Below are 24659 nucleotides of genomic sequence, written 5' to 3' on the forward strand. Positions count from 1 at the left end.
GACCCTACGATTTGGGCTCCAGCACTTCGGTTCCGACGAAGGGCACCAGGGCTTCTGGCACCCGCACGCTGCCGTCGGGCTGCTGGTGATTCTCCAGGATCGCCACCAGCCAGCGCGTCGTGGCCAGCGTGCCGTTGAGGGTGGCCGCGGTCTGGGGCTTGCCGTTCTCGTCGCGGTAGCGCACCGAAAGACGGCGCGCCTGAAACGTGGTGCAGTTCGAGGTGGAGGTCAGCTCCCGGTACGTCTGCTGCGTCGGGACCCACGCTTCGCAGTCGAACTTGCGTGCGGCCGACGAGCCCAGATCCCCTGCAGCGATGTCGATCACGCGATACGGGACGTCGATCTTCGCCAGCATCTCGCGCTCCCAGCCGAGCAGCCGCTGGTGTTCGGCCTCGGCCTCGTCCGGCTTGCAGTAGATGAATCCCTCGACCTTGTCGAACTGGTGCACCCGGATGATGCCGCGGGTGTCCTTACCGTGGCTGCCCGCCTCGCGTCGAAAGCACGTCGACCACCCCGCGTAGCGCAGCGGGCCGTCGGACAGATCGAGAATCTCGTCGGCGTGATAACCGGCCAAGGCCACCTCCGACGTACCGACGAGGTACAGATCGTCTGCCTCCAGGCGGTAGACCTCCTCGGCGTGCGCACCGAGAAAGCCGGTGCCCGCCATGACTTCTGGGCGCACCAGCACCGGAGGCACCATCAGCGTGAAACCGTTGTCCTGGGCCAGCCGCGCGGCCAGCTGCAGCAGTCCGAGCTGGAGCAGCGCTCCCGCGCCGGTCAGGAAATAGAACCGCGCGCCGGACACCTTGGCGCCGCGCTCGAGATCGATGAGCCCCAGCGACTCGCCGAGTTCGACATGGTCCTTCGGGTTCTCGATGGCGCGGGGTTCGCCGACGGTGTCCAGCACCACGAAGTCGTCCTCACCACCGGCGGGGACACCGTCGATGATCACGTTCGCGATGGCCATGTGCGCAGCGGTGAACGCCGCTTCGGCCTGGCTCTGCTCGGCTTCGGCGGCCTTGACTTTGTCGGCCAGTTCCTTGGCCGCAGCCAGCAGCGCGGGCCGCTCGTCCGCGGACGCCTTGCCGACCTTCTTACTGGCCGTCTTCTGCTCGGCGCGCAGATTGTCGCCGGACGACACCGCGGACCGTCGCGCGGCATCGGCGTCGAGGAGGGCATCGACGAGACCAGGATCTTCTCCGCGGGCGCGTTGCGATGCGCGCACCACGTCCGGGTTGTCGCGCAGCAGTTTGAGGTCGATCACGGGCGCAACACTACTTTTGGCGGCCGGTGGGGAACAGCCGAGGTCGCTGCCCCAGCCACAACCTCGTAACGTTACAACTGCAACACTTGTCACAGGGCCCGACACGCCTGTCACAATGGAGCAGATGTCTGAAGCACCCACCCTGGAATATCCGCACGACGACGAGGCAGGCCGGCCCTCGTCGCGGGCGCCTTGGTGGCGCAGCCTGCAGGCGGCCTCGACCCGCCGCGCACTGCTGCTGACCGCGCTCGGCGGCCTGCTCATCGCCGGATTGATCACCGCGATTCCACAGACCGAAAGCTCGGGCCTGACGGCGAGCACAATCTCCCTGGGCCCCCGCGGCAACGACACCTTCAAGCACGCGAAGGCCGGCGACTGCCTCAACTGGCCCGACCGCACGCCCGATGCCGCGGAGATCGTCGACTGCAAGGACGAGCACCGCTTCGAGGTCGCCGAGTCGGTGGACATGCGGACGTTCCCCGGCAGCGAGTACGGTCCCGACGCGGCGCCGCCGTCGACCGCCCGGATCCAGCAGATCAGCCAGGAGCAGTGTTCGGCCGCGGTCAAGCGCTACCTGGGCACCGACTTCGACCCGAATAGCCGCTTCACCATCAGCATGCTGTGGTCCGGCGACAAGGCGTGGAAGCAGTCCGGCGAGCGGCGGATGCTCTGCGGGATGCAGCTGCCCGGCCCCAACAACCAACAGTTGGCGTTCAAGGGCAAGGTCGCCGACATCGACCAGTCGAAGGTGTGGCCCGCGGGGACGTGCCTGGGTATCGACCCGTCGACCAATCAGCCCACCGACATTCCGATCGATTGCGCAGCACCGCACGCGATGGAGGTCACCGGCGCGGTCAACCTGGCCGAGAAGTTCCCCGCCGGCCTGCCCCCCGAGTCCGAGCAGGACAGCTTCATCAAGGACGCGTGCACCCGGATGACGGACGCCTACCTGGCGCCCATCCAACTTCGAAGCACCACCCTGACCCTCATCTACAGCACGATCTCGCTGCCGACGTGGTCGGCGGGCAGCCGCCAGGTCTCGTGCAGCATCGGGGCGACCCTCGGAAACGGCGGCTGGTCAACGCTTCTCAACAGCGCCAAAGGCCCGTTGATGATCAACGGTCAGCCGCCCGTGCCGCCGCCGGACATCCCCGAGGAGCGGCTGAACTTCCCGCCGATCCCCATGCCCGACGAGCCCGAAGAGTCATCCTCGTCGTCGTCGTCGTCGTCGTCGTCCTCATCGTCCTCGACGGACGACTCCGACTACGGCAACCAGACCCAGCACATGCCGGGCTCCGCGCAGGCCACCGAAACGCCCGCGCCGACGACGGACCCCGCCGCGCCCGGCAACACCTTCCTCAACGGGCCTCCCCCACCGCCCGGTGCGCCACCACCACCGCCCCCACCCCCGGGGGCTCCGCCACCACCGCCGCCACCGGAACTGCCCCCGCCGCCACCACCGCCGGCACCCGCGCCGGCACCACCGCCACCGGCGGTGCCTCCGCCGCCTGCACCGGTGCCGTAGCCGCGTGACCGTGCGGATGAGCCCGCAACGGTTTGACGAACTGGTATCCGACGCGCTCGACCTGATCCCCCAAGAGCTGACGAAGGCGCTCGACAACGTCGTCGTCCTCGTCGAGGACCGCAACGCCGACGAACCCGACCTGTTGGGGCTCTACGAGGGGGTCGCGCTGACCGAGCGGGACAGTTGGTATGCCGCGGGATCGCTACCGGACACCATCACGATCTACCGCGGCGCCCTGCTGGACTACTGCGACACCGAGGCGGAGGTCGTCGACGAGGTGGCCATCACCGTCATCCACGAAATCGCGCACCACTTCGGCATCGACGACGACCGTCTGCACGAACTCGGCTGGGGTTAGCCCGCCGACACGCCGCGCTGTTGGAGCACATGCGTGCCGTCGCGCGAGAAACTGGGCAGATGAGCAGCCGATGCCGTGCCTGTGTGGCCGGGGTCGAGCACTGCCATGGCACCGTCATCCACCACGCACTGGCCCGTACCGAATGCACCGAGCCGGATTGCCGAACTCCTGAAGTGGTGCACGGTTTCGCGATCGACTGCGAAGCGGTCGGCTGCACGTGCGCTGAGGCGGCTCAGCCCATCGGGTCGGCCGACTCGAGAGCGTCCTGAACGGGATCCACGTCGGGCTCGGGATAGAACGGCGGCAGTATCGTCCCCCACTGCACACAGCTCCAGCGTCCATCGGTGATCGGCGCCAGCACCACCGCCTCCGTATTGCCCAGGTGGTGGTCGAGGGCAAAGCTGCTCTCGACGCCGGCCAGCACGGCCGAGGCCAGCCGGATTGCGGCGCCGTGGCTGACCACGACGATGTCGCCGGAGAACGAGTCGTCGTCGAGGTAGCGGATGCGCAACTGGGTGACGACCGGCAGGTAGCGCTCCAGCACCTGGCTGGCCGTCTCCCCGGCGGGCAGCGACAGGTCGACATGGCCCTCGTGCCATCGCTGGTAGATGCTGTTGAACTCCTCGATGGCCGCGTCGTCGTGACGATCTTCGAGGTGACCCACTTGAACCTCGTGGATCCCCTCCAGCTCGTGGGTGTCCACGCCGAGTTCGTCGGCGATCTCACGCGCGGTCTGCGAGGCGCGTACCGCGATCGAATGCGCGATGAGGCCGGGCTTGTCGGTGAGTCCGCGCGCGAAGGACCGGGCCTGGTCGCGACCGAGGTCGGTCAGTTCCGCCCCCGGCGGCCTGGTGTCGAGCCGACGCTCGACGTTGGCGTGTGACTGTCCGTGCCGGACCAGCACCAGCCGTCCAGTCACCCTTCTTCCTCCCGCACCTGGTCTTCCCACACCTGCGTCCGTGTGGCCGAGCCCATTGGCCATGAACCGAGATATCGCACATCCACACAACGTTCGACCAAAGCCTTGAGTGCCTCGGCGACGGGCGCATCGTCGACGTGACCGACGCAGTCGAGGAAGAAGATGTAGGTACCCAATTCGGTGCGGGTTGGCCGCGATTCGATGCGGGTCAGGTCGATGTCGCGGGCGGCGAACTCCCCGAGCGCCGATGCGAGCGCCCCGGGAACGTTGGCGAGCCGCAGCACCACCGATGTGCGGTCGGCGTGGGTCCGCCGCGGTGGTGGGCCGACCGGTCCCGCCAGCACGAACCGGGTGCGTGCGTTGGGTTCGTCGACAACGCCGGCGGCGAGCACCTCCAGCCCGTGGCGTTGCGCGGCAAGCGCGGTGGTGACGGCGGCATCGGCGCGGCCTTCGGCGACGTCGACGGCCGCCGCGGCGTTGGAGTTCGCCGCCTGGAATTCAGCGTCTGGATAGTTCTTCGCGACCCACTTCGCGACCTGGGCGCGCGCCACCGGAAACGCGGCGATCGTGGCGGGATCGGCCACGCCGCTGCGCGCCGCGATCGTGAAGGCGATGTCGAGGGTGTATTCGGCGAAGATCTGTAGTGGCGAACCGGTCGCCAGGTTGTCCAGTGTCGGGAGCACGGAACCGTCGATCGAGTTCTCGATCGGCACGCACGCTAAGGCGGCGTCTGCGGATCGCACCATTTCCAGCGCGGCGGCTGGGCTGCTCGTCGGAAACCATTCGAACTCGGTCACGGGAACGAGTCGAGCCTCGACCATGCCCCGCAAGGCCGCCTCGGTGAAGGTCCCCTCGGGTCCGAGATATGCGATACGGGTCACGGTCCAACCCTATCGGTTCACCTGGGTAATCCCGTTCCGCTGCGCGTAAGCCTTGCGCGACCGCAGGCTCCATAGTTAAGTTAGGCTCACCTTATCTACGGGAGGTTGGCCATGACAGAGCTGGAGACCAAAGCCACACCGACGACGGCCGAGCGCATCCGCAGCGCATTCGCACGGGCCGGCGGGGCGATGCTCGCGGTCGAAGGGCTGGAACCCGCCGAATCTCCGGTGCACCACCTGCTCGACGACGGTTCGTTCGCGATCACCGTTCCGATCGACGGCGCCGTCGCTCACATGGTGGTTTCGGCGGGTGCGGCCGGTGTCCAGGCGGTGCTGGAAATGACCGACTACGCCCCGCTGCCACTGCGTGAACCGGTGCGGTCACTGGTGTGGATCCGCGGCCGCTTGCACGACGTCCCCTCCGGCGAGGTCCGTGCGCTGCTCGACCTCATCGCGGCCGAGGATCCGAATCCCGCCTTGCTCCAGGTGAACTCGGGACCCGACTCCGAGAAGGACACCCGCTACTCGTTGATGAGGCTCGAGATCGACTCCGTTGTCGTCGCCGATTCCACCGGGGCCGAATCCGTCGGCTTGAGCGCGCTGCTGGGTGCGCGACCCGACCCCTTCTGCGCGATGGAGTCGTGCTGGCTGCAGCACATGGAGTCCGCGCACCGCGAGGTGGTCGACCGGTTGGCCAGCCGACTTCCCGGCTCGCTGCGCCGCGGACGCGTCCGTCCCCTCGGCCTGGATCGCTACGGTGTCCAGCTGCGTATCGAGGGCGATGACGGCGACCACGACGTTCGGCTGCCCTTCGCAAAGCCGGTCGACGACGTCAGCGGTCTGTCCCAGGCGCTCCGGGTGCTGATGGGCTGCCCGTTCCTCAACGGCTTGCGCGCGCGTCGGCTCTGAGCCGCCGCCAGGCCGCTAGCCTGGCCCGGTGACCGGCGCCCCCGACGACCTGACAGACGCGCAGCGCCGTGGGCTGCGCATCGAGATCGTCGTCGTATTGGCGGTCACCTTCGGACTGTCGGCCTACACCGCCCTGCTCAACCTCATCGAAGCAGTCCTGCTCGGGCTGTCCGGACAGGTCGTGGCGCTCAACCCGCGACGGTCACCATTCGACCTGATCGACCTCGGGTTGAACCTCTCGTGGGTTTTCCAGCTGCTGGCGTGGGGTGCTCTCGGTCTATACCTGTTGTGGCGCAGCGGGTTCGGTCCCGCCCAAATTGGGCTGGGCAGAATCCAGTGGCGTCCCGACCTCCTCGGCGGCGTCGGCCTGGCACTGCTGATCGGGCTGCCCGGCCTGGCGTTCTATCTGCTCTCACGAGTGCTGGGCATGAACGCCTCGGTGGAACCCGCGGAGCTGTACGACACCTGGTGGCGCATTCCCGTGCTGCTGCTCGTCGCGTTCGCGAACGGCTGGGCCGAGGAGGTGATCGTCGTCGGGTTCCTGCTCACCCGCCTGCGCCAACTGCGGATCAGCCCGCTGACCGCGGTGATCATCACGAGCCTGTTGCGCGGTCTGTACCACCTGTATCAGGGTTTCGGCGCCGGCCTCGGCAACGTGGCGATGGGCCTGGTCTTCGGCTACGTGTACCTGCGCACCGGGCGGTTGTGGCCGCTGATCGTCGCGCACGCGCTGATCGACGCGGTCGCATTCGTCGGATACGCATTGGCGGCGGGCCAGCTGAACTGGCTGCAGTAGGGTCCGGCCGACGTACATTCTTGCTGTGGACGACAACCGGCAGCAGCACCCGGGTTTCGACCCGTATCAACGCCGGGAGCCGTCGCAGGTGATCCGGCGCGATCCCAACTACCGGCCTTCGGCGCTACCGAAGCCACCCAACCCTCGGCATCGACTCCCGCCACCGCCACCGCCACCGCAGCGGAGGCCGCCACCGCCGCACCGGCCACCACCGCCACCGCCACGGGTGCGGCCGCCGGCACCTCAGGCCCGCCCACCAGCGCCGCCGGCACCGAAAAAGCCGCGGCGCAAACGTCATTGGGGCCGAACACTGCTTGTGCTGCTGCTCCTGTTCGTCGTCGCCATCGTGGGCGGTGGAGTCTGGATCGACTCGTCGCTGCACCGCATCCCGGCACTGGCCGACTACCCGGACCGACCCACGGCGGGCTCAGGTACGACATGGTTACTCGTGGGGTCGGACAGCCGACAGGCGCTGACACCCGAACAACAGGCGGAGTTGGCCACCGGCGGCGACCTCGGTAGCGGCCGCACCGACACGATTCTGCTGGTCCACATCCCCGGTCTCGGTTCCAGCACCCCGACGACGATGGTGTCTATCCCGCGCGACTCGTACGTGGACATCCCCGGCTACGGCAGCGACAAGATCAACGCGGCATTCCTGGAAGGCGGGGCGCCGCTGTTGGCTCAGACCGTAGAACAGGCCACCGGGCTTCGCTTGGACCACTACGCCGAGATCGGATTCGACGGGTTCGCCGTCATGGTCGACGCGGTGGGCGGCGTGACCATGTGTCCCGCCGAGCCGATCGACGATCCGCTGGCGGGTATCAACCTGCCCGCGGGCTGTCAGAAGCTCGACGGCCGCACCGCGCTCGGCTATGTCCGCACGCGGGCCACGCCGCGGGCAGATCTGGACCGGATGGTGAATCAGCGCGAGTTCATGTCCGCCCTGCTGCACCGCGCGGCCAGTCCCGCGGTGTGGCTGAACCCGCTGCGCTGGTATCCGATGGCGCACGCCGCGTCGGGGGCGGTCACCGTCGGCCAGGAGGACCACATCTGGGACCTGGCGCGGCTCGGTTGGGCGCTGCGGGGGGACGTCACGACGACGACGGTGCCGATCGGCGAGTTCGCCGAGGGCGACTCGGGATCGATCGTGGTGTGGGACAGCGAGGTCGCCGACCAATTGTTCGCCGCACTGAAAACCGACGCGCCGGTACCACAGGACGTCATCGACGCACAGCCCTGACAGGCGGCCTTGGCGGCGTCATGGCGCGATTCAGGCTGATTTCTCGACGTGCGGTTACGCGCGACAAACGCCCACGGCGGCGCGCTCTAGTCGCTCTGCACCCCGGTCAGCCCGTTCTGCAGCCAGTCCTTGGTGCGGCCCGGGTGGTTGGTCGCCACCCAGGCGACGCCGACGTCTCGGCAGTAGTGCACGTCCTCGTAGTGGTCGACGGTCCAGCAGTACAACGCCCGGCCTTGGGCGGCGGCGCGATCCACCAGTTCGGGATGCTCGCGCAGCGTCGATATCGACGGGCCCACCGCGGTCGCGCCGACGGTCGTCGCGGCGCTGCCGCCGAGAAAACGCGACGTCTCTCCTAGTAGCACGGTCGGCAGCATCGGCGCCGCGCGCCGGATGCGCCACACCGCCGCGGCCGAGAACGACATCACCACGGCGCGCGACAGATCGGCCGAAGCCGGTGCTGCGACGCCGTACCGATGCAGCAGTGCGAGGACCTTGCTTTCGACCAGCGCGCCGTAGCGAACGGGATGTTTGGTCTCGATGAAGAGTTTCACCGGGCGGTTCCAGTCCAGCACCAGCTTGACGAGGTCGTCGAGCGTCAGCAGTCCCGTGTCACCGGTCGCACCGCCGACTTCCCGGCTGGGATGCCAAGCGCCGTAATCCAATTCGCGCAGCTGAGCCAGCGTCATCTCGCTCACCAGTCCGCTTCCGTTGGACGTCCGGTCCACCCTGCGGTCGTGCACGCAGACCAGGTGACCGTCGCGGGTCAGCCGCACATCGCATTCGACGCCGTCGGCACCTTCCTTCAGTGCCAACTCGTAGGCAGCCAGGGTGTGCTCGGGGCGTTCACCGGACGCACCGCGGTGCGCCACGACGAACGGATGGCCGGCGAGCGTGCCGTCGCCCGAGTTCATAGGTACCTATGCTGCCGGGTTTTGGCCTTCGGACTCAACCGCAGCGGCATTCTCGGGTTCGGTGTCGCGTCGCGTCTCGGTGTTCACGGCGGCGTCGGGCACGATCACCCAGCGCTTGGACGGTTTCTCGACGGGTTGGCGCTCGAACCCGTCGAACACTTTCATGGCGAGCAGAACGGCGGCCAACGCCAGTAGATACGCCACGGTGGTCGTCACCGTGTTGTCGGCGATGGCCTGGGCCTCGGTGGCGAAGCTCGTCGCAATGGAGAACACCGACACCGCGGTGCTGGCGACCCACACCAGCCACCACACCGCGATGGATCTGCGGAGCCAGGTGAACCGCTCCTCGACGCCAGCCAGTTCGATGACGAACACCGGCGCCCAGGCCAGGTTGACGACGGGCACAAGGCAACCCGCACGAAGCGACCACAGCGACCGCGGGTCCGGCTGCCCCCGATAGGCGTAGGCGGCGGCCCTGCGGCCGATGAGCCAATTCGTCAGCACCACCGCGCTGGCGACCACCGTGAACATCGCGATGACACTGAGCACGACGCCGATCCACGTCACGCCACCCGCCACCCATGGGTTGAGCAACGTGCTGCGATTGACGATGAGCAGTGCGTAGCGCACCAGATGCGCGAGCGCCGCTGCGCCGAGCACGGCCATGGTCGCGACCAGGGTGGTTCGCACGATCCCGGCGGACGGGCCAGGGCGCTGCGGCGCCTGCTGCTGCCGATCGATCGAGTCGAAACGGTCGACGAGGCCCCAGCGCGGGATGAATGCGTAGCGCGGGGTCGGACCGAGGGGGCGACGAGTCGGGCGCGGTGGTGGCGCCGATCCCGGACGCACCGCGATCCAGCGATACCCCGGCGGCAGTCTCCTACCTGACGGTGGGGCCCCCGGTGCAGCGGAGGCTGGACCCGTCGGCGCGAGCAGCGCGCCGTTGCAGCGCGGGCACCAGTCCCGTCGGCGGTCACGCACGTTCCAGCGCGTTCCGCACGTGGAACAGACCTGGATCATCCGACCAGCCTAACCAGCAATTGGCAGCGATTGCTCAGACGACGCCCGCACCACCGTCGTCGGTGACCACCGGTCGTCCGGCGTCCGCCCACGCGTGCATGCCACCGCTGACATTGATGGGCGCGTACCCGTTCTGCGCCAGGTATTGGGCGACCCGCTGCGAGCGGCCCCCGACCCCACATACGACGTACAACGTGGCCGAGGTGTCGATCTCGGCCATACGGGCCGGAATCTGGCCCATTGGGATGTGCCGGGCGCCTGGCGCGTGGCCGCGCTGCCACTCGTCGTCTTCGCGAACGTCGAGCAAGATCACCGATTCGTCGAAGTTCGCCGGAACGGTCGCGATGTCGGCCTGCGGGACCGCGTCGGAGTCCATGGGCCAATGCTCGCATATGGCGGCGGGTCCGCCCAGGCCAGCAATTCCCGGCTATCCACAGTTTCCACAGGTTCATCCACAGGCCCAAGATCAGGACAAAAGGAGTCTGAGCCGGTGAATCTGTGCGGTTACTCAAGATCACTGTGGATAACTGGGATGTGATCAAGCCGACAATCAACAGCCGGAGCGAGCCTGAGCGAAATACCTCGCCAGGCTAACCATCCGCCTCTTGACGGCTGTCGCGGGTTTTGTACCCCCCACCTGCGGTTCTAAACACTTCTTCGCGCCGATTTCTTCCGACCAGCGGCAGGGGTTATGATCGCGGTCACTACGTGGGCATTGTGACCGATCTCACCGGGGAGGGTATCGATCGTGCAGGTCAGGAGCTGTTAATGACGTCGTCGCATCCGATTGGGCCGGGGTCCGCGGTACCGCCGTCTGAGTGGCATTCCTCCGCCAACATCTACACCCGGGGCCAGTTGATGGCCTGTATGCGGGCCGGTGTGATCGCGCTCGTCCTGTTGGGCGTGCTCGCCTTGATCGTCCTGTACTGATCGACGTCGCTCCGGGAAAACTCACCAGCACGAAAAAACGGGCCTGCTCGCGGTGAGCAGGCCCGTCTTCATGTCAGTCGCTATGCGGGCGGGTAGACGCCCATCTGCTTGCCCTTGTCGGTCTGCCAGAAGATGTCGGCGATCTCGTCGATCGTCTTGAGCAGCTTCTCGGCGACGGCGGCGTCGAGGGACTTCTTGACGTCACCCGCGCCGTGCACGCCGTCCCAGAACAACTGGTGCAGGTTGGGGAACTGCTCGAAGTGGTCCTTGGTGAAGAAGTCGGCCCACAACACCATGAGGTGGTGCTTGACCTCTTCGGCCTGGCGCTCCTTGATGATGATCGCGCGGGCCTTGAAATGGTCATCGTCCGAGTCGTGGTACTTCTGGATCGTCTTCAGACACGAGAGCGCCTCGATCTTGGCCTGGGCCGGATCGTAAACACCGCAGTACAGGTCGCAGTGGGCGTGGGCAGGGGTGGCGTTGTTCATGAGTCGATGCAGCATGGCCCTAACCTACCCTTCGAGGGTGCCGCGAAACCATCCTCCACCCCGTTGGCCATTGCGTTTGTTCAGGGTTGTCGAGGACTCGATGCGCCCGGCGCTGCGACCAGGCGACGGCTTGGTGGCATGGCGCGACGGCGTACTCCGCACCGGCCAGCTGCGGTTGTTCCGCGACCCGCGCCGGTCCACCCGTTGGCTCGTCAAACGAGTCGGCGAGGTGTACGGCACCGGCCCGAACGCGATATTCGAAGCTCGGTCGGACAATCCCACAGCACCGGGTGCCGTCGACTCCCACGAACTGGGATGGGTGTCCGCCGCAGGCACCTATCGCGTCGTCTATACGGTCCGGGCACCAGGCGGCCGCGGCCGATGATTGCGTGTCCGCTTGCGCGCCGGTGAGAACCTGCGCATTCTGGTCTGATCGACCCACAGTCGTGTCGGGCTTCACCGAACAACGATGGTGCGGAGGCGAGATGGAAATGGAGTCTGGTCGGGCGATCGAGATCGCCCCCTTTCATTCGCGCGGATCACTCAAGGGCTTCGTGATCTCGGGTCGCTGGCCGGATTCCACCAAAGAGTGGGCACAGCTACTCATGGTCGCCGTCCGCGTGGCATCGCTTCCTGGATTACTCTCCACCACAACGATTTTCGGTGCGCGCGAAGAGCTACCCGATGAACCCGAGCCCAACACGGTCGGCCTCGTTGTCGCTGAGGGTACGGTCGTCGGCGAATCGGCGGTTCCGCCAGGGTATTTCGCGCAGCATCAGCCACCAGCCCTATTGATGCTGCACCCGCCGTCCGAAACCATGCCGTCGCTGCCTGAGTGCTCGGGTGCGGCCTCGGGTTGCGTACTGCTGCCCGGTCTCCCCCACCTGGGTCTCGAACATCGCGCGGCGTGGGTCGAGGCAGAGGCCGACGGCACCGTCACGTCGATGGTGAGCCGGGTCGGCGTCGACCCGATCAGCCACCCCGACACCGCGATCCTTGCCATGCTCCTTGCCGCGTAAGGGTTTTCGAAGGCGGCCGAACCCGCAAACCTGAACGGTCGATTCGGCTACCCGAAATTGTTGTGCTGACTGGCGTGTCGCCATGACCGCCGGTAGAGTCGAGTTATCAGCGAAGGGGAGTAGCCCCCAATCGTCGTGTCGACATACTGGCGCAAGCCCGGCCGACGAACCGCACCTCAGCACGAGGGTGGTGGGCGAGACCTTCGACCGTTGTTTGGTCGAAAGGTCGTGCCCAACCCATGGTTACCGCAATTCTCATCAGCCTCGCGGTCGTGTTCGTGGCCGAACTCGGCGACAAGTCGCAGCTGATCACCATGACCTACGCACTGCGCCATCGATGGTGGGTGGTGTTGTCAGGTGTCGCGATCGCCGCCACGCTGGTGCACGGACTGTCCGTGGCGATCGGCCATTTTCTCGGCTTGACACTTCCCGAACGACCGATCGCCTTCGCCGGTGCCATCGCCTTCCTGTTGTTCGCGATCTGGACATGGCGCGAGGGCCGCGCCGATGACGGCGCCGATGAGGTCCGCGTCGCCGAGCCACGTTTCGTCATCTTCGCGATCGTCTCCTCGTTCGTCCTCGCCGAGCTCGGCGACAAGACGATGCTTGCCACCGTCACCCTCGCCAGCGATCACAACTGGCTGGGCGTCTGGATCGGGGCCACCGTCGGAATGGTGCTCGCCGACGGCGTCGCGATCGCTGCGGGCGTCCTGCTGCACAAGCGACTGCCCGAGGGCTTCTTGCACCGGCTCGCCAGCGTGCTGTTTCTGGTGTTCGGCCTCTGGCTGCTCTTCGACGGCGCGCTCGGGTTGCGCTGGGTCGCGCTCGCGGTCACGGGCTCGGTGGTCGTCCTCGTCGGCACCGTGGCGCTGATTCGCTTCGCGCGGCGGCCGGATTCGGCGCCGGCGGCCGCATCGACGGCGCCGTCCTCGTGCGATTCGCCCTGACGTGGATTCGCGCCGCCGGCAACTATTGCTCGTGCGGATGTGATCCCGCCATTTGCATCCAAACAGCAAATGTTCGATCCGCCATTGCCAGTGGCTATAGACGTTGCCAGTGGTGAAAATCGGGATTACTGTGGCAATCGGGACAACACCCCGAGTACGGCAATTTTGACGATGTCGAACTTATTTGCCCGACCGCACCATGCGACCGCCGTTCTTGCGTACTCTGACAATGTCGCCACTGGTGGGGGAGCCCTGAGATCGCGGAAGGTGGGTTAACTTTCCTAGTTTGCACTTGGGTTTGGGCACAACACTCGCTACGATGATCAGCAAATACGCCGCCAAATAGTCCGCTCGTCTACGCATGTGGAGGTCAATACCGATGAGCAAGACGTTCGCCGCCCGTCTAAACAGACTTTTCGACACGGTCTACCCGCCCGGTCGCGGTCCGCATACTTCCGCCGAGGTGATCGCCGCACTCAAGTCCGAGGGCGTGACAATGTCCGCTCCGTACCTGTCGCAGCTGCGCTCTGGCAACCGAACCAACCCCTCCGCAGCGACCATGGCTGCCCTTGCCAACTTCTTCCGTATCAAGCCGGCGTACTTCACCGACGACGAGTACTACGAGAAGCTCGACAAGGAGCTCACCTGGCTCGCGAACATGCGGGACGAAGGCGTCCGTCGCATTGCGGCGCGCACTGTCGGCCTGTCTGTTGAGGCCCAGCAGGACATCGTCCAGAAGGTCGATGAGCTGCGTCGCCAGGAGCATCTGGACGATTAGCCCGCGGTCGCCGGCATTACGGTCGCCGGCGAAGTCGTTACGTAGAAGTCTTCTCTGACCTCACGAGCGTGCGGTACTGCGTGGCAATCTCGAGGATCCATTCGCGGTCCGAGTAGACGCTGGGCTGCCGCAACCATCTCAAACCGGGGAACTTCGGGTCCCCGTTCTTCCGTGCACCCTCGCGGCCGGCGTAGATCCACAGCGCGACGGCGTGCGCCTGCTCCTCGGGTGACACCGGCGGCGGCTCCATCTCGGCGTCCTCCCCATCGATGTCGCCGTCGTCCTCCTCGGCGTCACGATCGGCGAGCGCACCGGTCGGCCCGACCCGCTTTCGCGTGACATCCGCAGCGGTCGCCTCCAGAAACAACGCATCCGAGATCAACGACATCCGTTCAGCCACCCGGAACGCGAGCGGACCGCGCGGGCGCACGCCGATTCCGACATCCGGCTGCCGGCGCCCCAGTTCGCCCAGCAGCGGCTGGATCACCCTGAGCTCGCGGCGCGCACCGAACCAGTCCTCGATGCTCGGCAGCAGCGAGCCCGCGGCGACCACCAGCATCGCGCATCCGAGCAGGGTGGCCGCGGCGCCCACCCCCACGGGTCCGGTCCGGCCCACGGCCCGGAAGAAAAAGAATCCTGACGCGAAGACGATCAGCACGATGCCGACCGTGAACACGAACAACGCCCTGCCGCGACGGCTGCGGTTCGAGTACCGGAGTCCGGCCCACGACACCAGCGTCAGCGCCAGCAGTACGTACAGCAGCGGCAACAGCCAGGGCAGCGAGTTGCCGTCCGCGGCCAGGGTCCGCTGCAGATACTCCTCGGGCGCCATCTCTGGCTGCTGCTCCGCCGAGAAGAACGTCACCAGGCTCACCGCCGCGATGACAACCGCCACGGTGTACTGCGCGATCGCGATCCTTCGGATGGTGGCCGGTTTACGCCCGGACGCGACGGTGGTGATCATCACGCAGCTGCCCGCCGCGCACATCACCAGCGCAACCTGCGACAGACCCATCGAGATGTTCGGCCACCGCAGGACGGTGTCGACGAGGAGCGTCAGGGGCTGCCAGTTCAGTGCGGCGACCAGCCCGAGGCTTCCCAGCGCGAAGATCATCGCGGTGCTCACCAGTGATTGCTTGTTGACCAGCGCCCATCCGATACGTAAACCGGTGGCCAATCCGAGCAGACCGGCGATCACCCAGATGATCAACCAAACGCCTCTCCGAGCCGGACCTGAACGATGGAAGCGCGATCGGAGGGTAACCGCCCCAACCGATACAGCAGCAGCGCCGCGAAGTCCTCGGCTTCCTGCTCCGCGTCCTCACCATTGGGTCCCATACATCCGGTGCGCTGGTTCAGCATGTAGCCGATCAACTCGGAGCTGGCCATCTCGGTGTTCTCCATGGCGGCCTCGACGACCGGCATGCCGTCGTGTCCGAGGACCAAGTGGCCGAGCTCATGTGCGAGGGTGCGGTCCCATGCCGGCAGACCCTTTTGAATCAGAAACACGTCGCGATCGGCGTATTGACGCCATTGCCCGCATACACCGGGCGGCAGATCGGCTGTCTTCAGCTCGATCGGACGCCCCCTGTCCTTACTGACCGCATCGACTAGCCGGGTGAGCGACACCTCCCCGTGGCGCGGAGCGAGATCCAGAACCGCACTCACTGCGCGGGTGACGTTGCGGCTGGCAGGCATAGATTCCCCCTTTCGACCAATCCACTATGCGCTGTTCGGGCCGTCGAAGCAGCGGTTCCCCAACAGTTCAGTCCATAAATCTTGCGGCGGCTCCGGCGCGTACCGCGTGCCCCGCCTTTGCCTGTCGGTAACCAACGAGGCCACCGACACCGGTGAGAAGCACCATGCCGGCGAGGCCAGGTGCCGCCACGAGGGCAACCTGTGAAATCCCTGCGTTGCGCAGGTATTCGGTGTACCCGGCGCGGTAAGACGCGGGCGGGGCCGCGACGTTGCTGGCCGTCTCGGCAGGCGGCGCCTGCCGCCCGGCGGGCGTTTCGGCCGCGGGTACGCGCGGCGACGCCGGGACCGGCTCGGTGGGTAGCCCGCTCGGAGCTGCGCCACCAGGGAGTGCCACCGGGGGCGCCACGACGATCGGTAGGGCGAACGGCGCGACCGGAAGTTGCGGCGCGGCGATGCCGATGCCGGGTTCGGCGTCGACCACGCCCGGCTGCGACGGCGTGTGCTCGGGCAGCAGATGTGGCGGCAGTTGCATCGGCGGCGCATGCGGCCGACCCGCCGGCGGACGGATAGGTGGGCCCACACCTCCACCGTTACCCGGGGGCGACGGGTCGGGCCGCGGACCGGGTGGCCATTGCCAGCAGTCGTCTGGCTCTTCCTTGCCCGGCGGTTCTTCCCGCGGTGGCTCTTTGGGCGGAGTTTCGGCGCGACCGCCGTCCTCGGTCTGCGGCCGCTGATGGGGAACGCGTCCGCTTCCGAATTTGCGTTCCCGCGGCTTACGACCGGCTGGCTCGTCCCGTCGAGATCCGGTGCCCGGCGACGCTTGGTCACGGCCGCCCGGCCGGGCCGCCGACGGCGTTCCCTCGTTTCGCCGGGATTCGGTCCTGCCGTCATCTGCGTCGTTGGCCCCGACCGAGCCGGGCGCCGGGGTCGCATTCGCAGGAATATTGCCGGCACCGCCGACCAACAGCCCGTAAGCGACGAGGAAGCCGGCCGCGGCGATGCCCACACGCGAACCCACTTCTGCACCACCCATCACACGCATCGCCGCTGCGGATTTGCCGTCAAGCGATTGTCGCACAGGTGCGTTGGCCGTTTTGCCCACGACCGAATCGGCATCGCGTCGGGCCAGGGCCACGGGCGACACGCACCGGGAGATAGTGTTGTGCGGCATCGACAACGCGACCGGGAGACTGCTGGGATGAGCCTGTTCAAGCGCAAAACCCGCGCCACCCGAAAGGCCGAGGCCCGCGCCATCAAGGCGAAGGCGAAACTCGAGGCCAGACTGGCGGCCAAGAACGAAGCTCGCCGCATCAAGGCCGAGCACCGGACGGAAACGCGCGCCCTGAAGGCTCAACTCAGGGCCCAACGCGAAACCGACCGCGCCGCGCTCAAGGTCGCAGACCTGCAGCTCAAGGCCGCGCGTGAAGGTAAGTTGTTCTCGCCCACCAGGATTCGCCGCTTCCTCACGATCACGCGGCTGCTCGCACCGGTGGCGGTGCCACTGGTGTACCGGGCCTCTATCGCAGCGCGTGGTTACGCCGACGAGCGCCGCGCTGCCCGCCTCGGTGTTCCGCTGAGCCAGCTCGGTCAGTTCTCCGGCCACGGCGGGGAACTCTCGGCGCGGATCGCCGGCGCCGAGCAGTCGCTGCGGATGGTCGCCGAGAAGAAGCCCAAGGACGCCGAAACGAAACAGTTCGTCGCGGCGATCACCGATCGCCTCGGTGATCTGTCGGCCGCCGTCGCCGCGGCGGAGAACATGCCACTCGCGCAGCGTCGTTCGGCCCATGCCGCCATCGCCAAGCAACTCGACGGCATCGACGCCGACTTGATGGCCCGGCTCGGCCTGGTCTGACGTGCGCACAGTCGAATGAGATCTGCTAAGCACCTTGCCGCCGTTGCGGTTCTGATATTCGGCCTGGCGGTGGGAACGCTGGGCAATGCCGGTGTCGCTGCCGCGCACGCCGCCCTGATCGCGTCCGACCCCGTCGAGAATGCCTCACTGCCGCAGGCACCGGACCGGGTCAGCGCGACGTTCAACGAAGAGATGCAACCCCAGTTCGCGGCGATGACGGTGGTCGGTCCCGACGGCAACCTGTGGTCCACCGGTGAGCCGGCGGTCGACGGCACCGTCATCAGCGTCGGGGTCCGTCCGCTCGGCCCCTCGGGCAGATACACGGTCAACTATCGCGCCACATCGGCCGATGGCCATGTCGTCTCGGGCTCGTGGTCGTTTCAGCTGACCGCGGCGGGTAGCGGTGTCGCCGGACCGCCTGTCGGTGCCGCTCCACCGGCCGGTGATTCGTCCGGTACATCCGAGGACGACGGCGGAGTTCCGGTGTGGCCCTTCTACGTCGGCGCCGTACTGATCGTGGGTGCCGGTGTGCTGTGGGCGGCGCGGCGCCGGACGTGAGACGTTCCGCGGCGCTGGCCGGCGGGACGCTGGTGGTGGTCGCCGCGTCGGTGGTGGCGTGGGCGCTGGCGTACCCGCAGACCTCACTGCCGGTGACGCTCGTGCGTGCGGTCGCCGACTGCGCGGCGGTCGTCTGTCTCGGGCTGGCGGTCGTGCCGATGCTCGACGACGAGCGCCACCGCCGCGAACTCGTCGGTCGCGCCACCGTGCCGTTGTCCGCCGCGGGCGCGGTGTGGCTGGCGGCCGAACTCGGGCGGCTGATCGCCGTCGCCGCCCAGGCAGGCGCGGTCCCGGTCTGGCGACTGAGCGCATCGACGACGATCGATTTCGCGATGGACACCGCGGCGGGGCGCGCAGGGATCCTGGCCATTGCGGCGACCGCAGCGCTGTGTGTGGCAACGGTCGCGGCGCCGCGGACCGCGGCGGTCAATGTCGTGGTGGCCGGTCTTTCCGCGGTCGGACTGACGAGCCGCCTGATCACCGGTCACTTCTTCGAAAGCGCGCTCGGCGGTCTGGCGCTGGCCGTTCACACGCTGGCGGCCGCGCTCTGGTGCGGTGTGCTGGCGGGCCTGGTGCTGACGGTCGACCATCGCGGTCAGTGGGCGCGTGTGTTGCCGCGATTCTCCCAGTTGTCCCTGTGGTGTGTGCTGGCGCTGCTGCTCGGCGGCGCGGTGGCCGCGGTCGACCGGCTCGGGTCGCCTGCCGAGTTGTACTCCACCGGCTACGGCCGGCTGCTGACGGCCAAGGTGGCGGCGGCGGCGGTGCTGATGACGATGGGCTGGCGCAACCGCACGATCTGGGTGCCCGCGGCACGGACGCACCGAAGCACCGCCGTGCTGTCGCGATCCCGGTCACTGGCCGAATTGGCGGTGATGGCCGTGGCGCTCGCTCTGGCGGCCGGTCTGGCCGCCACCGGTTAGCGCTATAGCCGACCTGGCATGATGGGGGCCACTGCCGGTACCCGCGCTGACGCCGGACGTGCGCAGACAAGACACTGCAAAGGAGCAGCCGATGGCAGACGAGCAGGACCGACCAGACGAAGGTGCCCAGTCCACGCCGCCTGGGTCCACGCCGCCTGCGGCCACGCCACCGGCCAAGAAGGCTCCCGCCAAGGGCGCGAAGAAGGCTCCTGCCAAGAAGGCCTCGGCGAAGGCTGCGAAGAAAGCCGCCCCCGCGAAGAAGGCCGCCCCGGCCAAGAAAGCCGCGAAGAAGGCCCCGGCCAAGGAGGCTCCCGCCAAGACGACACCGCCGAAGCTGGCGGATACCAACGGCGATCTCACCGCGGCCGCGCGTGAAGCCGCGGCCAAGGCCAAGGCCACCGTCGCCACCGCGAGCAACCCGGTCGCCGGCCCCGAGCCAGTGCCGTTCATCGGGCCCGAGCCATCCCGGCTGCCGATCGCAGCGGCGATCGCCGCCGGTGTGCTGGCAATCCTCGTAGTGTTGATCATGCGTCGCGGCTCTGACGAGGGCTGAACCGAATTCACTTGACCCTCACGCGACGTCAGGGTCGATAGTGGCGTTATGGACGTCAGGACCGTTGGAGCGGTAGCCGCACTCACCGCCGTCTCGGTACGCACCCTGCACCATTACGACCACATCGGTCTGGTGGTGCCGAGCGTCCGCACCCCGGCGGGGTACCGCGGTTACACCGACGCCGATATCGAACGGCTGCACTTGGTGCTGGTCTATCGCTCCGTCGGGCTGCAACTCGAGGACATCCGTGCACTGCTGGACGACGGCGACGCCGATGTGCTCGAACACCTCCGGCGGCAGCACCGGCTGTTGCTGGACCAGGCCGACCGGCTGCAACACACGATCAAGGCAGTGGAGGAACTGATGAGCGCACACCGCAGCGGTATTCAGCTGACCGCGGAGGAACAGGTCGAGATCTTCGGCACCACCGCGTTCGGGGAGGATTACGCCGTCGAGGCCGAACAGCGTTGGGGGCAGACCGACGCGTGGAAACAGTCACAGCAGCGGGCCGCGGCGCTCACCAAGCAGGACTGGATCGACATCAAGGCAGAGGGTGACGCGTTGCTGCAGGCGCTGGCCGAGGCCAAGCGCGAGGGCGTCCAACCGGGTTCCCGGGTGGCCGACGAGCTGGTCGCCCGGCATCGTGCCGCGATCGAGAGGTTCTACGACTTCGGCGGCGAGATGCACCGCAACCTTGTCGAGATGTATGTGGCCGACGAACGATTCACCCGCTACTACGACGACGTCGAGCCGGGTTTGGCGCAGTTCGTCCGTGACATCGTGATCGCTAACATCGACGGGTGAGCATCGATTTCCGTCCCACCGCAGACCTCGTCGACGATATCGGCCCGGATGTCCGCAGCTGTGATCTGCAGTTCCGCCAGTTCGGCGGACGATCCGAGTTCGCCGGGCCGATCACCACGGTGCAGTGCTTCGAGGACAATGCCTTGTTGAAATCCGTACTGTCCCAACCGGGTAACGGCGGTGTGCTCGTCATCGACGGCGGGGGTTCGCTGCACGCCGCGCTCGTCGGTGACGTCATCGCCGGCCTGGCCGTCGACCACGGCTGGGTCGGCATCATCATCAACGGTGCGGTACGGGACTCGTCGACGCTGCGCACCCTCGACATCGGCGTCAAGGCACTGGGCACCAACCCCCGCAAGAGCACGAAAACCGGTGACGGTCAAGGTGATGTGGCCGTCGAGTTCGGTGGCGTGGCGTTCGCCCCGGGCGAGATCGCCTACAGCGACGACGACGGCATTGTCGTCGTCGCTGCAGACTGAGACTCTAGGCCGAAGCCGTCACCGGCGCACGGTGCTTGCTGAAGTGCAGGGCCTCATCGGTGACCTTGCCGCGCCGGATCAAGCGCAGGTCCAGCAGGTAGTTCTGCTTGAGCCGCCACGGCGCGATGTGTCCGGACTTCGGCAGGTAATCCAACGCGCGCAACACGTAGCCGGGAGTGAAGTCCATCAGCGGAGCCTCGTCGACACTGTCTCCGGGATGCTGCGGTTCGACGGTGTCGAAGCCCTTGGCGTCCATGTAGTTGATCACCCGGCAGAAGAACTCGGACACCAGGTCGGCCTTCAGCGTCCACGACGCGTTTGTGTAGCCGATGGTGAACGCCATGTTGGGCATGTGGGTCAACATCGTGCCCTTGTAGGCCATCGTCTCGTTCAGTTCGATCGGCACACCATTGCGTGAGATCTTCGCCCCTCCGAAGAGCTGCAGGTTCAAACCCGTTGCGGTGACGATGATGTCGGCTTCCAGCTCCTCGCCCGAGGTCAGCTTGATACCGGTCTTGGTGAACCGCTCGATCGTGTCGGTGACGACGTCGGCCTTGCCCTTCTTGATGGTCTTGAACAGGTCACCGTTCGGCGCCAGGCACAACCGCTCGTCCCACGGGTTGTACCTCGGGCCAAAATGCTTGTCGACGTCATAGCCCTCGGGCAGTCGCCGTTGCGCCATCGTCATCAGCTGCTTGCGCATGAAGTTCGGGAATCGCCTGCTGATTCGGTACTGCGCGGACTGGAAGAGGATGCTCTTCCACCGATTCAGGACGTACGCCACCTTCGTTGGCAGCATCTTGTTCGTCTGGACGGTGAACGGGTCCACGTCAGGCAGCGCACCGATATAGGTCGGCGAGCGCTGCAGCATCGTGACATGCCCGGCGCCTGAATTGGCAAGGGCGGGAATCAAAGTCACCGCGGTCGCGCCACTGCCGATCACGACGATCTTCTTGCCTGCGTAGTCCAGGTCCTCCGGCCAGTGCTGCGGGTGGATGATCGTGCCCTCGAAGTCGTCGCGTCCCGCAAACTCCGGGCAGTAGCCCTCGTCGTAGTTGTAGTAGCCACTGGCGGCGAACAGGAAGGACGCGGTGATCTCACGCACCTCGCCGTCCGCTTCGATGCGGACGGTCCAGCGATTGTCGGCGTCGGACCAGTCCGCACCGAGAACGCGGTGGCCATAACGGATGTGCTTGTCGATGCCGTACTCGGCAACCGTGTCCTTCAGATAGGACATGATCGACGGCCCGTCGGCGATGGCCTTTTCCGACGTCCACGGCTTGAACCGGAAGCCGAGCGTGAACATGTCGGAGTCGGAGCGGATCCCGGGGTATTTGAACAGGTCCCAGGTGCCGCCGAGATTGTCGCGGCGCTCCAGGATCGCATAACTCCTGGTCGGGCAGCGGTCCTGCAGGTGCCAGGCGGCGCTGATGCCGGAGATCCCGGCTCCCACGATGACGACGTCGAGGTGTTCGCTCATGGTACCGGAGCGTATCAACGGTGTGTCGATATAGTCAACGGTGTGTTGAGAAACTCGACACTGTGTAGACTCGGACCCTGTGACCACCGCCAACCGGGCCTCTGTCTCCCGTGCCCGCCGATCGACCCGCCCCTCGGGTGACGATCGTGAACAGGCGATCCTCACGACCCTGGAACGCCTGCTCGAGCAGCGGCCGCTGGCGGAGATATCGGTGGATGACCTCGCCAAGGGAGCGGGTCTGTCGCGGCCGACCTTCTACTTCTACTTCCCGTCCAAGGACGCAGTACTGCTGACGCTGTTCGAAAAGGTTCTCGCCGAGGCCGACGCCACCTTCGAGGGTCGGGCCGACGACTACTCCACCGACCCGGCGCGCGCGTGGCACGACAGCATTTACGCCTTCTTCGAACCCCTGCGCACTCACGTGGCCGTCGTGCTCGCGGGCGTCGGTGCCACCGCGACCAACGCAGAATTGCGCGAACTCTGGTCGACGTTCATGCAGAAGTGGGTCGACCGCACCGCTGCCGTCATCAACGCCGAACGCGCCCGCGGCGCGGCGCCGGACACCGTGCCTGCCCAGGACCTCGCCGCGGCCCTCAACCTGATGAACGAGCGGGCCATGTTCGCCTCCTACACGGGCCAACGTCCGTCGATCGCCGAGGACTCGGCGCTCGACACCGTTGTGCACGTGTGGATCGCCAGCATCTACGGCAAGACCCCCCATTAGTCATACCGCGATGCGAACATGTGTTCGTGTCATCTGGATCGACGGCTCGGCCGTCGGCGACGATCCTGCACGCTGATCTCGACTCCTTCTACGCATCGGTCGAGCAGCGCGACGACCCCGCGCTGCGCGGCAGGCCGGTGATCGTCGGCGGCGGCGTCGTGCTCGCCGCCAGCTACGAGGCCAAGGCCTACGGGGTTCGCACCGCGATGGGCGGGCGACAGGCGCGCGGCCTGTGCCCGCACGCGATCGTCGTGCCGCCGAGGATGTCGGCGTACTCCGAAGCCAGCCGCGCGGTGTTCGAGGTGTTCCACGACACCTCGCCCATCGTCGAGCCGCTCAGCGTGGACGAGGCGTTCCTCGACGTCGCCGGGCTCCTGCGGGTCTCCGGCACCCCGGTGGAGATCGGCGCGCAACTACGCACGGCGGTGCGCGAGCGGGTGGGGCTGCCGATCACCGTCGGCATCGCCCGCACCAAGTTCCTGGCCAAGGTCGCCAGCCAGGAGGCCAAGCCCGATGGCCTGCTACTCGTTCCGCCGGACCGCGAGCTCGCCTTCCTGCATCCGCTGCCGGTGCGACGGCTCTGGGGCGTCGGCGCCAAGACCGCCGAAAAATTGCAAGCACACGGCATCGAGACCGTCGCCGACGTCGCCGAGTTGTCGGAGTCGACGCTGTCGTCGTTGTTGGGCGGGGCGATGGGTTACCGGCTGTTCGCGTTGTCCCGAAACATCGACCGCCGGCGGGTGGTGACGGGTGTGCGGCGCCGTTCGGTCGGCGCGCAGCGCGCCCTGGGCAGGCGTGGAAACACGATGTCGGACGCGGAGGTCGACGCCGTCGTCGTCAACCTCGTCGACCGGATCACCCGCCGCATGCGCAAGGCGGGCCGCACCGGACGAACTGTCGTGCTGCGCCTTCGTTTCGACGACTTCGGCCGCGCGACGCGGTCCCACACCATGCCACGGGCAACCGCGTCGACCGACATGATCCTCGACGCCGCACGCACCCTCGTCGCGTCGGCCGCCCCGCTGATCGCCGAACGCGGCCTGACGCTCGTCGGTTTCGCCGTGTCCAACATCGACCGCGACGGCGCGCAGCAACTGGAGCTGCCGTTCCCGCCTGCGCCCGCCCACGACGTCATCGCGTTGGACGACGCCGTCGACCGGGTGCGGAAGCGCTATGGCAACGCCGCCGTGATGCGCGGCGTCCTGCTCGGGCGCGATCCGGGGCTCGAGATGCCGCACCTGCCGGACTGACGAATTGAGTAATCTCACTCAGCCGTCGGCGCTGCGCTCACGCCACGCTGAAACCCATGAACACTTTGAATGCTCCGTCGAAGAACACCGCCGCGTTCTTTCTGCAGGCCGCCATCGCGTTCGGCGTCAGCCTCCTGGGCGTGCTCGGCGGGATCGTCTTCCTGCCCCTGGACATGTGGCAACGGATGTTCCTCGCCATGACCGTCCTGTTCCTGGTCACTAGCGCGTTCACCCTGGCGAAGGTCATTCGGGATCAGGAAGAAGCCGCCACCATCCGGGTGCGGTTGGACGAGGCGCGAATGGAAAAGCTACTGGCAGAACACAATCCATTCACGACATCAAGCTGACCTCCA

At 67.0% G+C, this 24659-nt stretch carries 31 protein-coding genes; 20 read left to right on the plus strand and 11 right to left on the minus strand.

Going from position 1 to position 24659, the window contains the following annotated elements; all coding sequences use genetic code 11:
* Window positions 1-4: 4 nt before the first annotated feature.
* Complete coding sequence (serS, locus tag G6N36_RS20280; RefSeq protein ID WP_163688651.1) at window positions 5-1264, minus strand: serine--tRNA ligase; 1260 nt, start codon at window positions 1262-1264, stop codon at window positions 5-7.
* A gap of 115 nt (window positions 1265-1379) precedes the next feature.
* Between serS and G6N36_RS20285 the strand changes: the two genes are divergently transcribed.
* From G6N36_RS20285 to G6N36_RS29935, 3 genes are read left to right on the plus strand one after another with little or no spacing between them, the layout of a single operon-like run.
* Window positions 1380-2789: a septum formation family protein gene (locus G6N36_RS20285; RefSeq protein WP_163688652.1), complete on the plus strand. Its 1410-nt coding sequence runs from the start codon at window positions 1380-1382 to the stop codon at window positions 2787-2789.
* A gap of 16 nt (window positions 2790-2805) precedes the next feature.
* Window positions 2806-3147 carry a metallopeptidase family protein gene (locus tag G6N36_RS20290; RefSeq protein ID WP_179964956.1) on the plus strand — a complete coding sequence of 114 codons (342 nt, stop codon included), beginning with the start codon at window positions 2806-2808 and terminating at the stop codon, window positions 3145-3147.
* A 59-nt stretch (window positions 3148-3206) separates the two neighbouring features.
* Window positions 3207-3416: a hypothetical protein gene (locus tag G6N36_RS29935; protein ID WP_163688654.1), complete on the plus strand. Its 210-nt coding sequence runs from the start codon at window positions 3207-3209 to the stop codon at window positions 3414-3416.
* Here the strand turns inward: G6N36_RS29935 and G6N36_RS20300 are convergent.
* Window positions 3380-4066, minus strand: a complete 687-nt coding sequence (locus tag G6N36_RS20300) for a histidine phosphatase family protein (RefSeq protein WP_163688655.1) — start codon at window positions 4064-4066, stop codon at window positions 3380-3382. The genes G6N36_RS29935 and G6N36_RS20300 overlap by 37 nt on opposite strands.
* Entirely contained in the window at window positions 4063-4947 is an 885-nt protein-coding gene (pheA, locus tag G6N36_RS20305; RefSeq protein WP_163688656.1) for a prephenate dehydratase, read from the minus strand. Before pheA ends, G6N36_RS20300 begins: the two co-directional genes overlap by 4 nt.
* A gap of 111 nt (window positions 4948-5058) precedes the next feature.
* Between pheA and G6N36_RS20310 the strand changes: the two genes are divergently transcribed.
* Genes G6N36_RS20310 through G6N36_RS20320 form a run of 3 tightly spaced genes read left to right on the plus strand, consistent with a single transcriptional unit; the run spans window position 5059 to window position 7895 of the window.
* A complete protein-coding gene (locus G6N36_RS20310) occupies window positions 5059-5856 on the plus strand; it encodes a DUF2470 domain-containing protein (RefSeq protein ID WP_163688657.1) in 798 nt (265 codons plus the stop codon).
* 28 nt (window positions 5857-5884) lie between these two features.
* Entirely contained in the window at window positions 5885-6652 is a 768-nt protein-coding gene (locus G6N36_RS20315) for a CPBP family intramembrane glutamic endopeptidase (protein ID WP_163688658.1), read from the plus strand.
* 25 nt (window positions 6653-6677) lie between these two features.
* The gene (locus G6N36_RS20320) at window positions 6678-7895 is read left to right on the plus strand and encodes an LCP family protein (protein WP_235690121.1); all 1218 of its coding nucleotides are present in this window, start codon (window positions 6678-6680) and stop codon (window positions 7893-7895) included.
* An 86-nt stretch (window positions 7896-7981) separates the two neighbouring features.
* On the opposite strand, the gene G6N36_RS20325 is transcribed toward G6N36_RS20320, so the two are convergent.
* From G6N36_RS20325 to G6N36_RS20335, 3 genes are read right to left on the minus strand one after another with little or no spacing between them, the layout of a single operon-like run.
* On the minus strand, window positions 7982-8806 hold the full coding sequence (locus tag G6N36_RS20325) for a glycerophosphodiester phosphodiesterase (RefSeq protein WP_163688659.1): 825 nt from the start codon (window positions 8804-8806) through the stop codon (window positions 7982-7984).
* A 6-nt stretch (window positions 8807-8812) separates the two neighbouring features.
* The gene (locus G6N36_RS20330) at window positions 8813-9826 is read right to left on the minus strand and encodes a DUF4328 domain-containing protein (RefSeq protein ID WP_163688660.1); all 1014 of its coding nucleotides are present in this window, start codon (window positions 9824-9826) and stop codon (window positions 8813-8815) included.
* A gap of 34 nt (window positions 9827-9860) precedes the next feature.
* Entirely contained in the window at window positions 9861-10202 is a 342-nt protein-coding gene (locus G6N36_RS20335) for a rhodanese-like domain-containing protein (RefSeq protein WP_163688661.1), read from the minus strand.
* Between the two features lie 341 nt (window positions 10203-10543).
* Between G6N36_RS20335 and G6N36_RS20340 the strand changes: the two genes are divergently transcribed.
* On the plus strand, window positions 10544-10756 hold the full coding sequence (locus G6N36_RS20340; protein WP_163683906.1) for a hypothetical protein: 213 nt from the start codon (window positions 10544-10546) through the stop codon (window positions 10754-10756).
* Between the two features lie 80 nt (window positions 10757-10836).
* On the opposite strand, the gene sodN is transcribed toward G6N36_RS20340, so the two are convergent.
* Window positions 10837-11259, minus strand: a complete 423-nt coding sequence (sodN, locus tag G6N36_RS20345) for a superoxide dismutase, Ni (protein WP_083127747.1) — start codon at window positions 11257-11259, stop codon at window positions 10837-10839.
* 55 nt (window positions 11260-11314) lie between these two features.
* On the opposite strand from sodN, the gene G6N36_RS20350 reads away from it, so the two are divergent.
* The 4 genes from G6N36_RS20350 (at window position 11315) to G6N36_RS20365 (ending at window position 13988) form a co-directional block, all read left to right on the plus strand.
* Complete coding sequence (locus G6N36_RS20350; RefSeq protein ID WP_163688662.1) at window positions 11315-11629, plus strand: S24/S26 family peptidase; 315 nt, start codon at window positions 11315-11317, stop codon at window positions 11627-11629.
* A gap of 100 nt (window positions 11630-11729) precedes the next feature.
* Window positions 11730-12263 (plus strand): peptidase, encoded by a 534-nt coding sequence (locus tag G6N36_RS20355; protein ID WP_163688663.1) that lies wholly within the window; start codon window positions 11730-11732, stop codon window positions 12261-12263.
* A 239-nt stretch (window positions 12264-12502) separates the two neighbouring features.
* Window positions 12503-13210 (plus strand): TMEM165/GDT1 family protein, encoded by a 708-nt coding sequence (locus tag G6N36_RS20360; protein ID WP_163688664.1) that lies wholly within the window; start codon window positions 12503-12505, stop codon window positions 13208-13210.
* A gap of 379 nt (window positions 13211-13589) precedes the next feature.
* Window positions 13590-13988 (plus strand): transcriptional regulator, encoded by a 399-nt coding sequence (locus G6N36_RS20365; RefSeq protein ID WP_083127744.1) that lies wholly within the window; start codon window positions 13590-13592, stop codon window positions 13986-13988.
* Window positions 13989-14025: 37 nt separating this feature from the next.
* On the opposite strand, the gene G6N36_RS20370 is transcribed toward G6N36_RS20365, so the two are convergent.
* From G6N36_RS20370 to G6N36_RS20380, 3 genes are all read right to left on the minus strand, one after another.
* Window positions 14026-15198: a hypothetical protein gene (locus G6N36_RS20370; protein ID WP_163688665.1), complete on the minus strand. Its 1173-nt coding sequence runs from the start codon at window positions 15196-15198 to the stop codon at window positions 14026-14028.
* Window positions 15195-15686 carry an ImmA/IrrE family metallo-endopeptidase gene (locus tag G6N36_RS20375; RefSeq protein ID WP_163688666.1) on the minus strand — a complete coding sequence of 164 codons (492 nt, stop codon included), beginning with the start codon at window positions 15684-15686 and terminating at the stop codon, window positions 15195-15197. Before G6N36_RS20375 ends, G6N36_RS20370 begins: the two co-directional genes overlap by 4 nt.
* A gap of 67 nt (window positions 15687-15753) precedes the next feature.
* Complete coding sequence (locus G6N36_RS20380) at window positions 15754-16830, minus strand: hypothetical protein (RefSeq protein WP_220096927.1); 1077 nt, start codon at window positions 16828-16830, stop codon at window positions 15754-15756.
* Window positions 16831-16884: 54 nt separating this feature from the next.
* Between G6N36_RS20380 and G6N36_RS20385 the strand changes: the two genes are divergently transcribed.
* From G6N36_RS20385 to rraA, 6 genes are all read left to right on the plus strand, one after another.
* Complete coding sequence (locus tag G6N36_RS20385) at window positions 16885-17538, plus strand: DUF6474 family protein (RefSeq protein WP_163688668.1); 654 nt, start codon at window positions 16885-16887, stop codon at window positions 17536-17538.
* A gap of 15 nt (window positions 17539-17553) precedes the next feature.
* On the plus strand, window positions 17554-18096 hold the full coding sequence (locus G6N36_RS20390; RefSeq protein WP_163688669.1) for a copper resistance CopC family protein: 543 nt from the start codon (window positions 17554-17556) through the stop codon (window positions 18094-18096).
* A complete protein-coding gene (locus G6N36_RS20395) occupies window positions 18072-19016 on the plus strand; it encodes a CopD family protein (RefSeq protein WP_163688670.1) in 945 nt (314 codons plus the stop codon). Before G6N36_RS20390 ends, G6N36_RS20395 begins: the two co-directional genes overlap by 25 nt.
* A gap of 91 nt (window positions 19017-19107) precedes the next feature.
* Window positions 19108-19569, plus strand: a complete 462-nt coding sequence (locus G6N36_RS29440; RefSeq protein WP_170311133.1) for a hypothetical protein — start codon at window positions 19108-19110, stop codon at window positions 19567-19569.
* A 48-nt stretch (window positions 19570-19617) separates the two neighbouring features.
* Window positions 19618-20373 (plus strand): MerR family transcriptional regulator, encoded by a 756-nt coding sequence (locus G6N36_RS20405; protein WP_163688671.1) that lies wholly within the window; start codon window positions 19618-19620, stop codon window positions 20371-20373.
* Window positions 20370-20852: a ribonuclease E activity regulator RraA gene (gene rraA / locus G6N36_RS20410; RefSeq protein WP_163688672.1), complete on the plus strand. Its 483-nt coding sequence runs from the start codon at window positions 20370-20372 to the stop codon at window positions 20850-20852. The genes G6N36_RS20405 and rraA overlap by 4 nt, the downstream gene beginning before the upstream one ends.
* 4 nt (window positions 20853-20856) lie before the next feature.
* Here rraA and G6N36_RS20415 read toward each other — a convergent pair whose 3' ends face one another.
* On the minus strand, window positions 20857-22332 hold the full coding sequence (locus G6N36_RS20415) for a flavin-containing monooxygenase (RefSeq protein ID WP_163688673.1): 1476 nt from the start codon (window positions 22330-22332) through the stop codon (window positions 20857-20859).
* Window positions 22333-22411: 79 nt separating this feature from the next.
* Here G6N36_RS20415 and G6N36_RS20420 point away from each other — a divergent pair, with 79 nt between their 5' ends.
* The 3 genes from G6N36_RS20420 to G6N36_RS20430 are packed head-to-tail and all read left to right on the plus strand — an operon-like array spanning window position 22412 to window position 24653.
* On the plus strand, window positions 22412-23056 hold the full coding sequence (locus G6N36_RS20420) for a TetR/AcrR family transcriptional regulator (RefSeq protein ID WP_163688674.1): 645 nt from the start codon (window positions 22412-22414) through the stop codon (window positions 23054-23056).
* Window positions 23057-23076: 20 nt separating this feature from the next.
* A complete protein-coding gene (gene dinB / locus G6N36_RS20425) occupies window positions 23077-24306 on the plus strand; it encodes a DNA polymerase IV (RefSeq protein WP_163688675.1) in 1230 nt (409 codons plus the stop codon).
* Between the two features lie 56 nt (window positions 24307-24362).
* Window positions 24363-24653 (plus strand): YiaA/YiaB family inner membrane protein, encoded by a 291-nt coding sequence (locus tag G6N36_RS20430; protein WP_163688676.1) that lies wholly within the window; start codon window positions 24363-24365, stop codon window positions 24651-24653.
* Window positions 24654-24659 lie beyond the last annotated feature (6 nt).

Origin of the sequence: Mycolicibacterium gadium (assembly GCF_010728925.1) — a bacterium.
Classification (GTDB): domain Bacteria; phylum Actinomycetota; class Actinomycetes; order Mycobacteriales; family Mycobacteriaceae; genus Mycobacterium; species Mycobacterium gadium.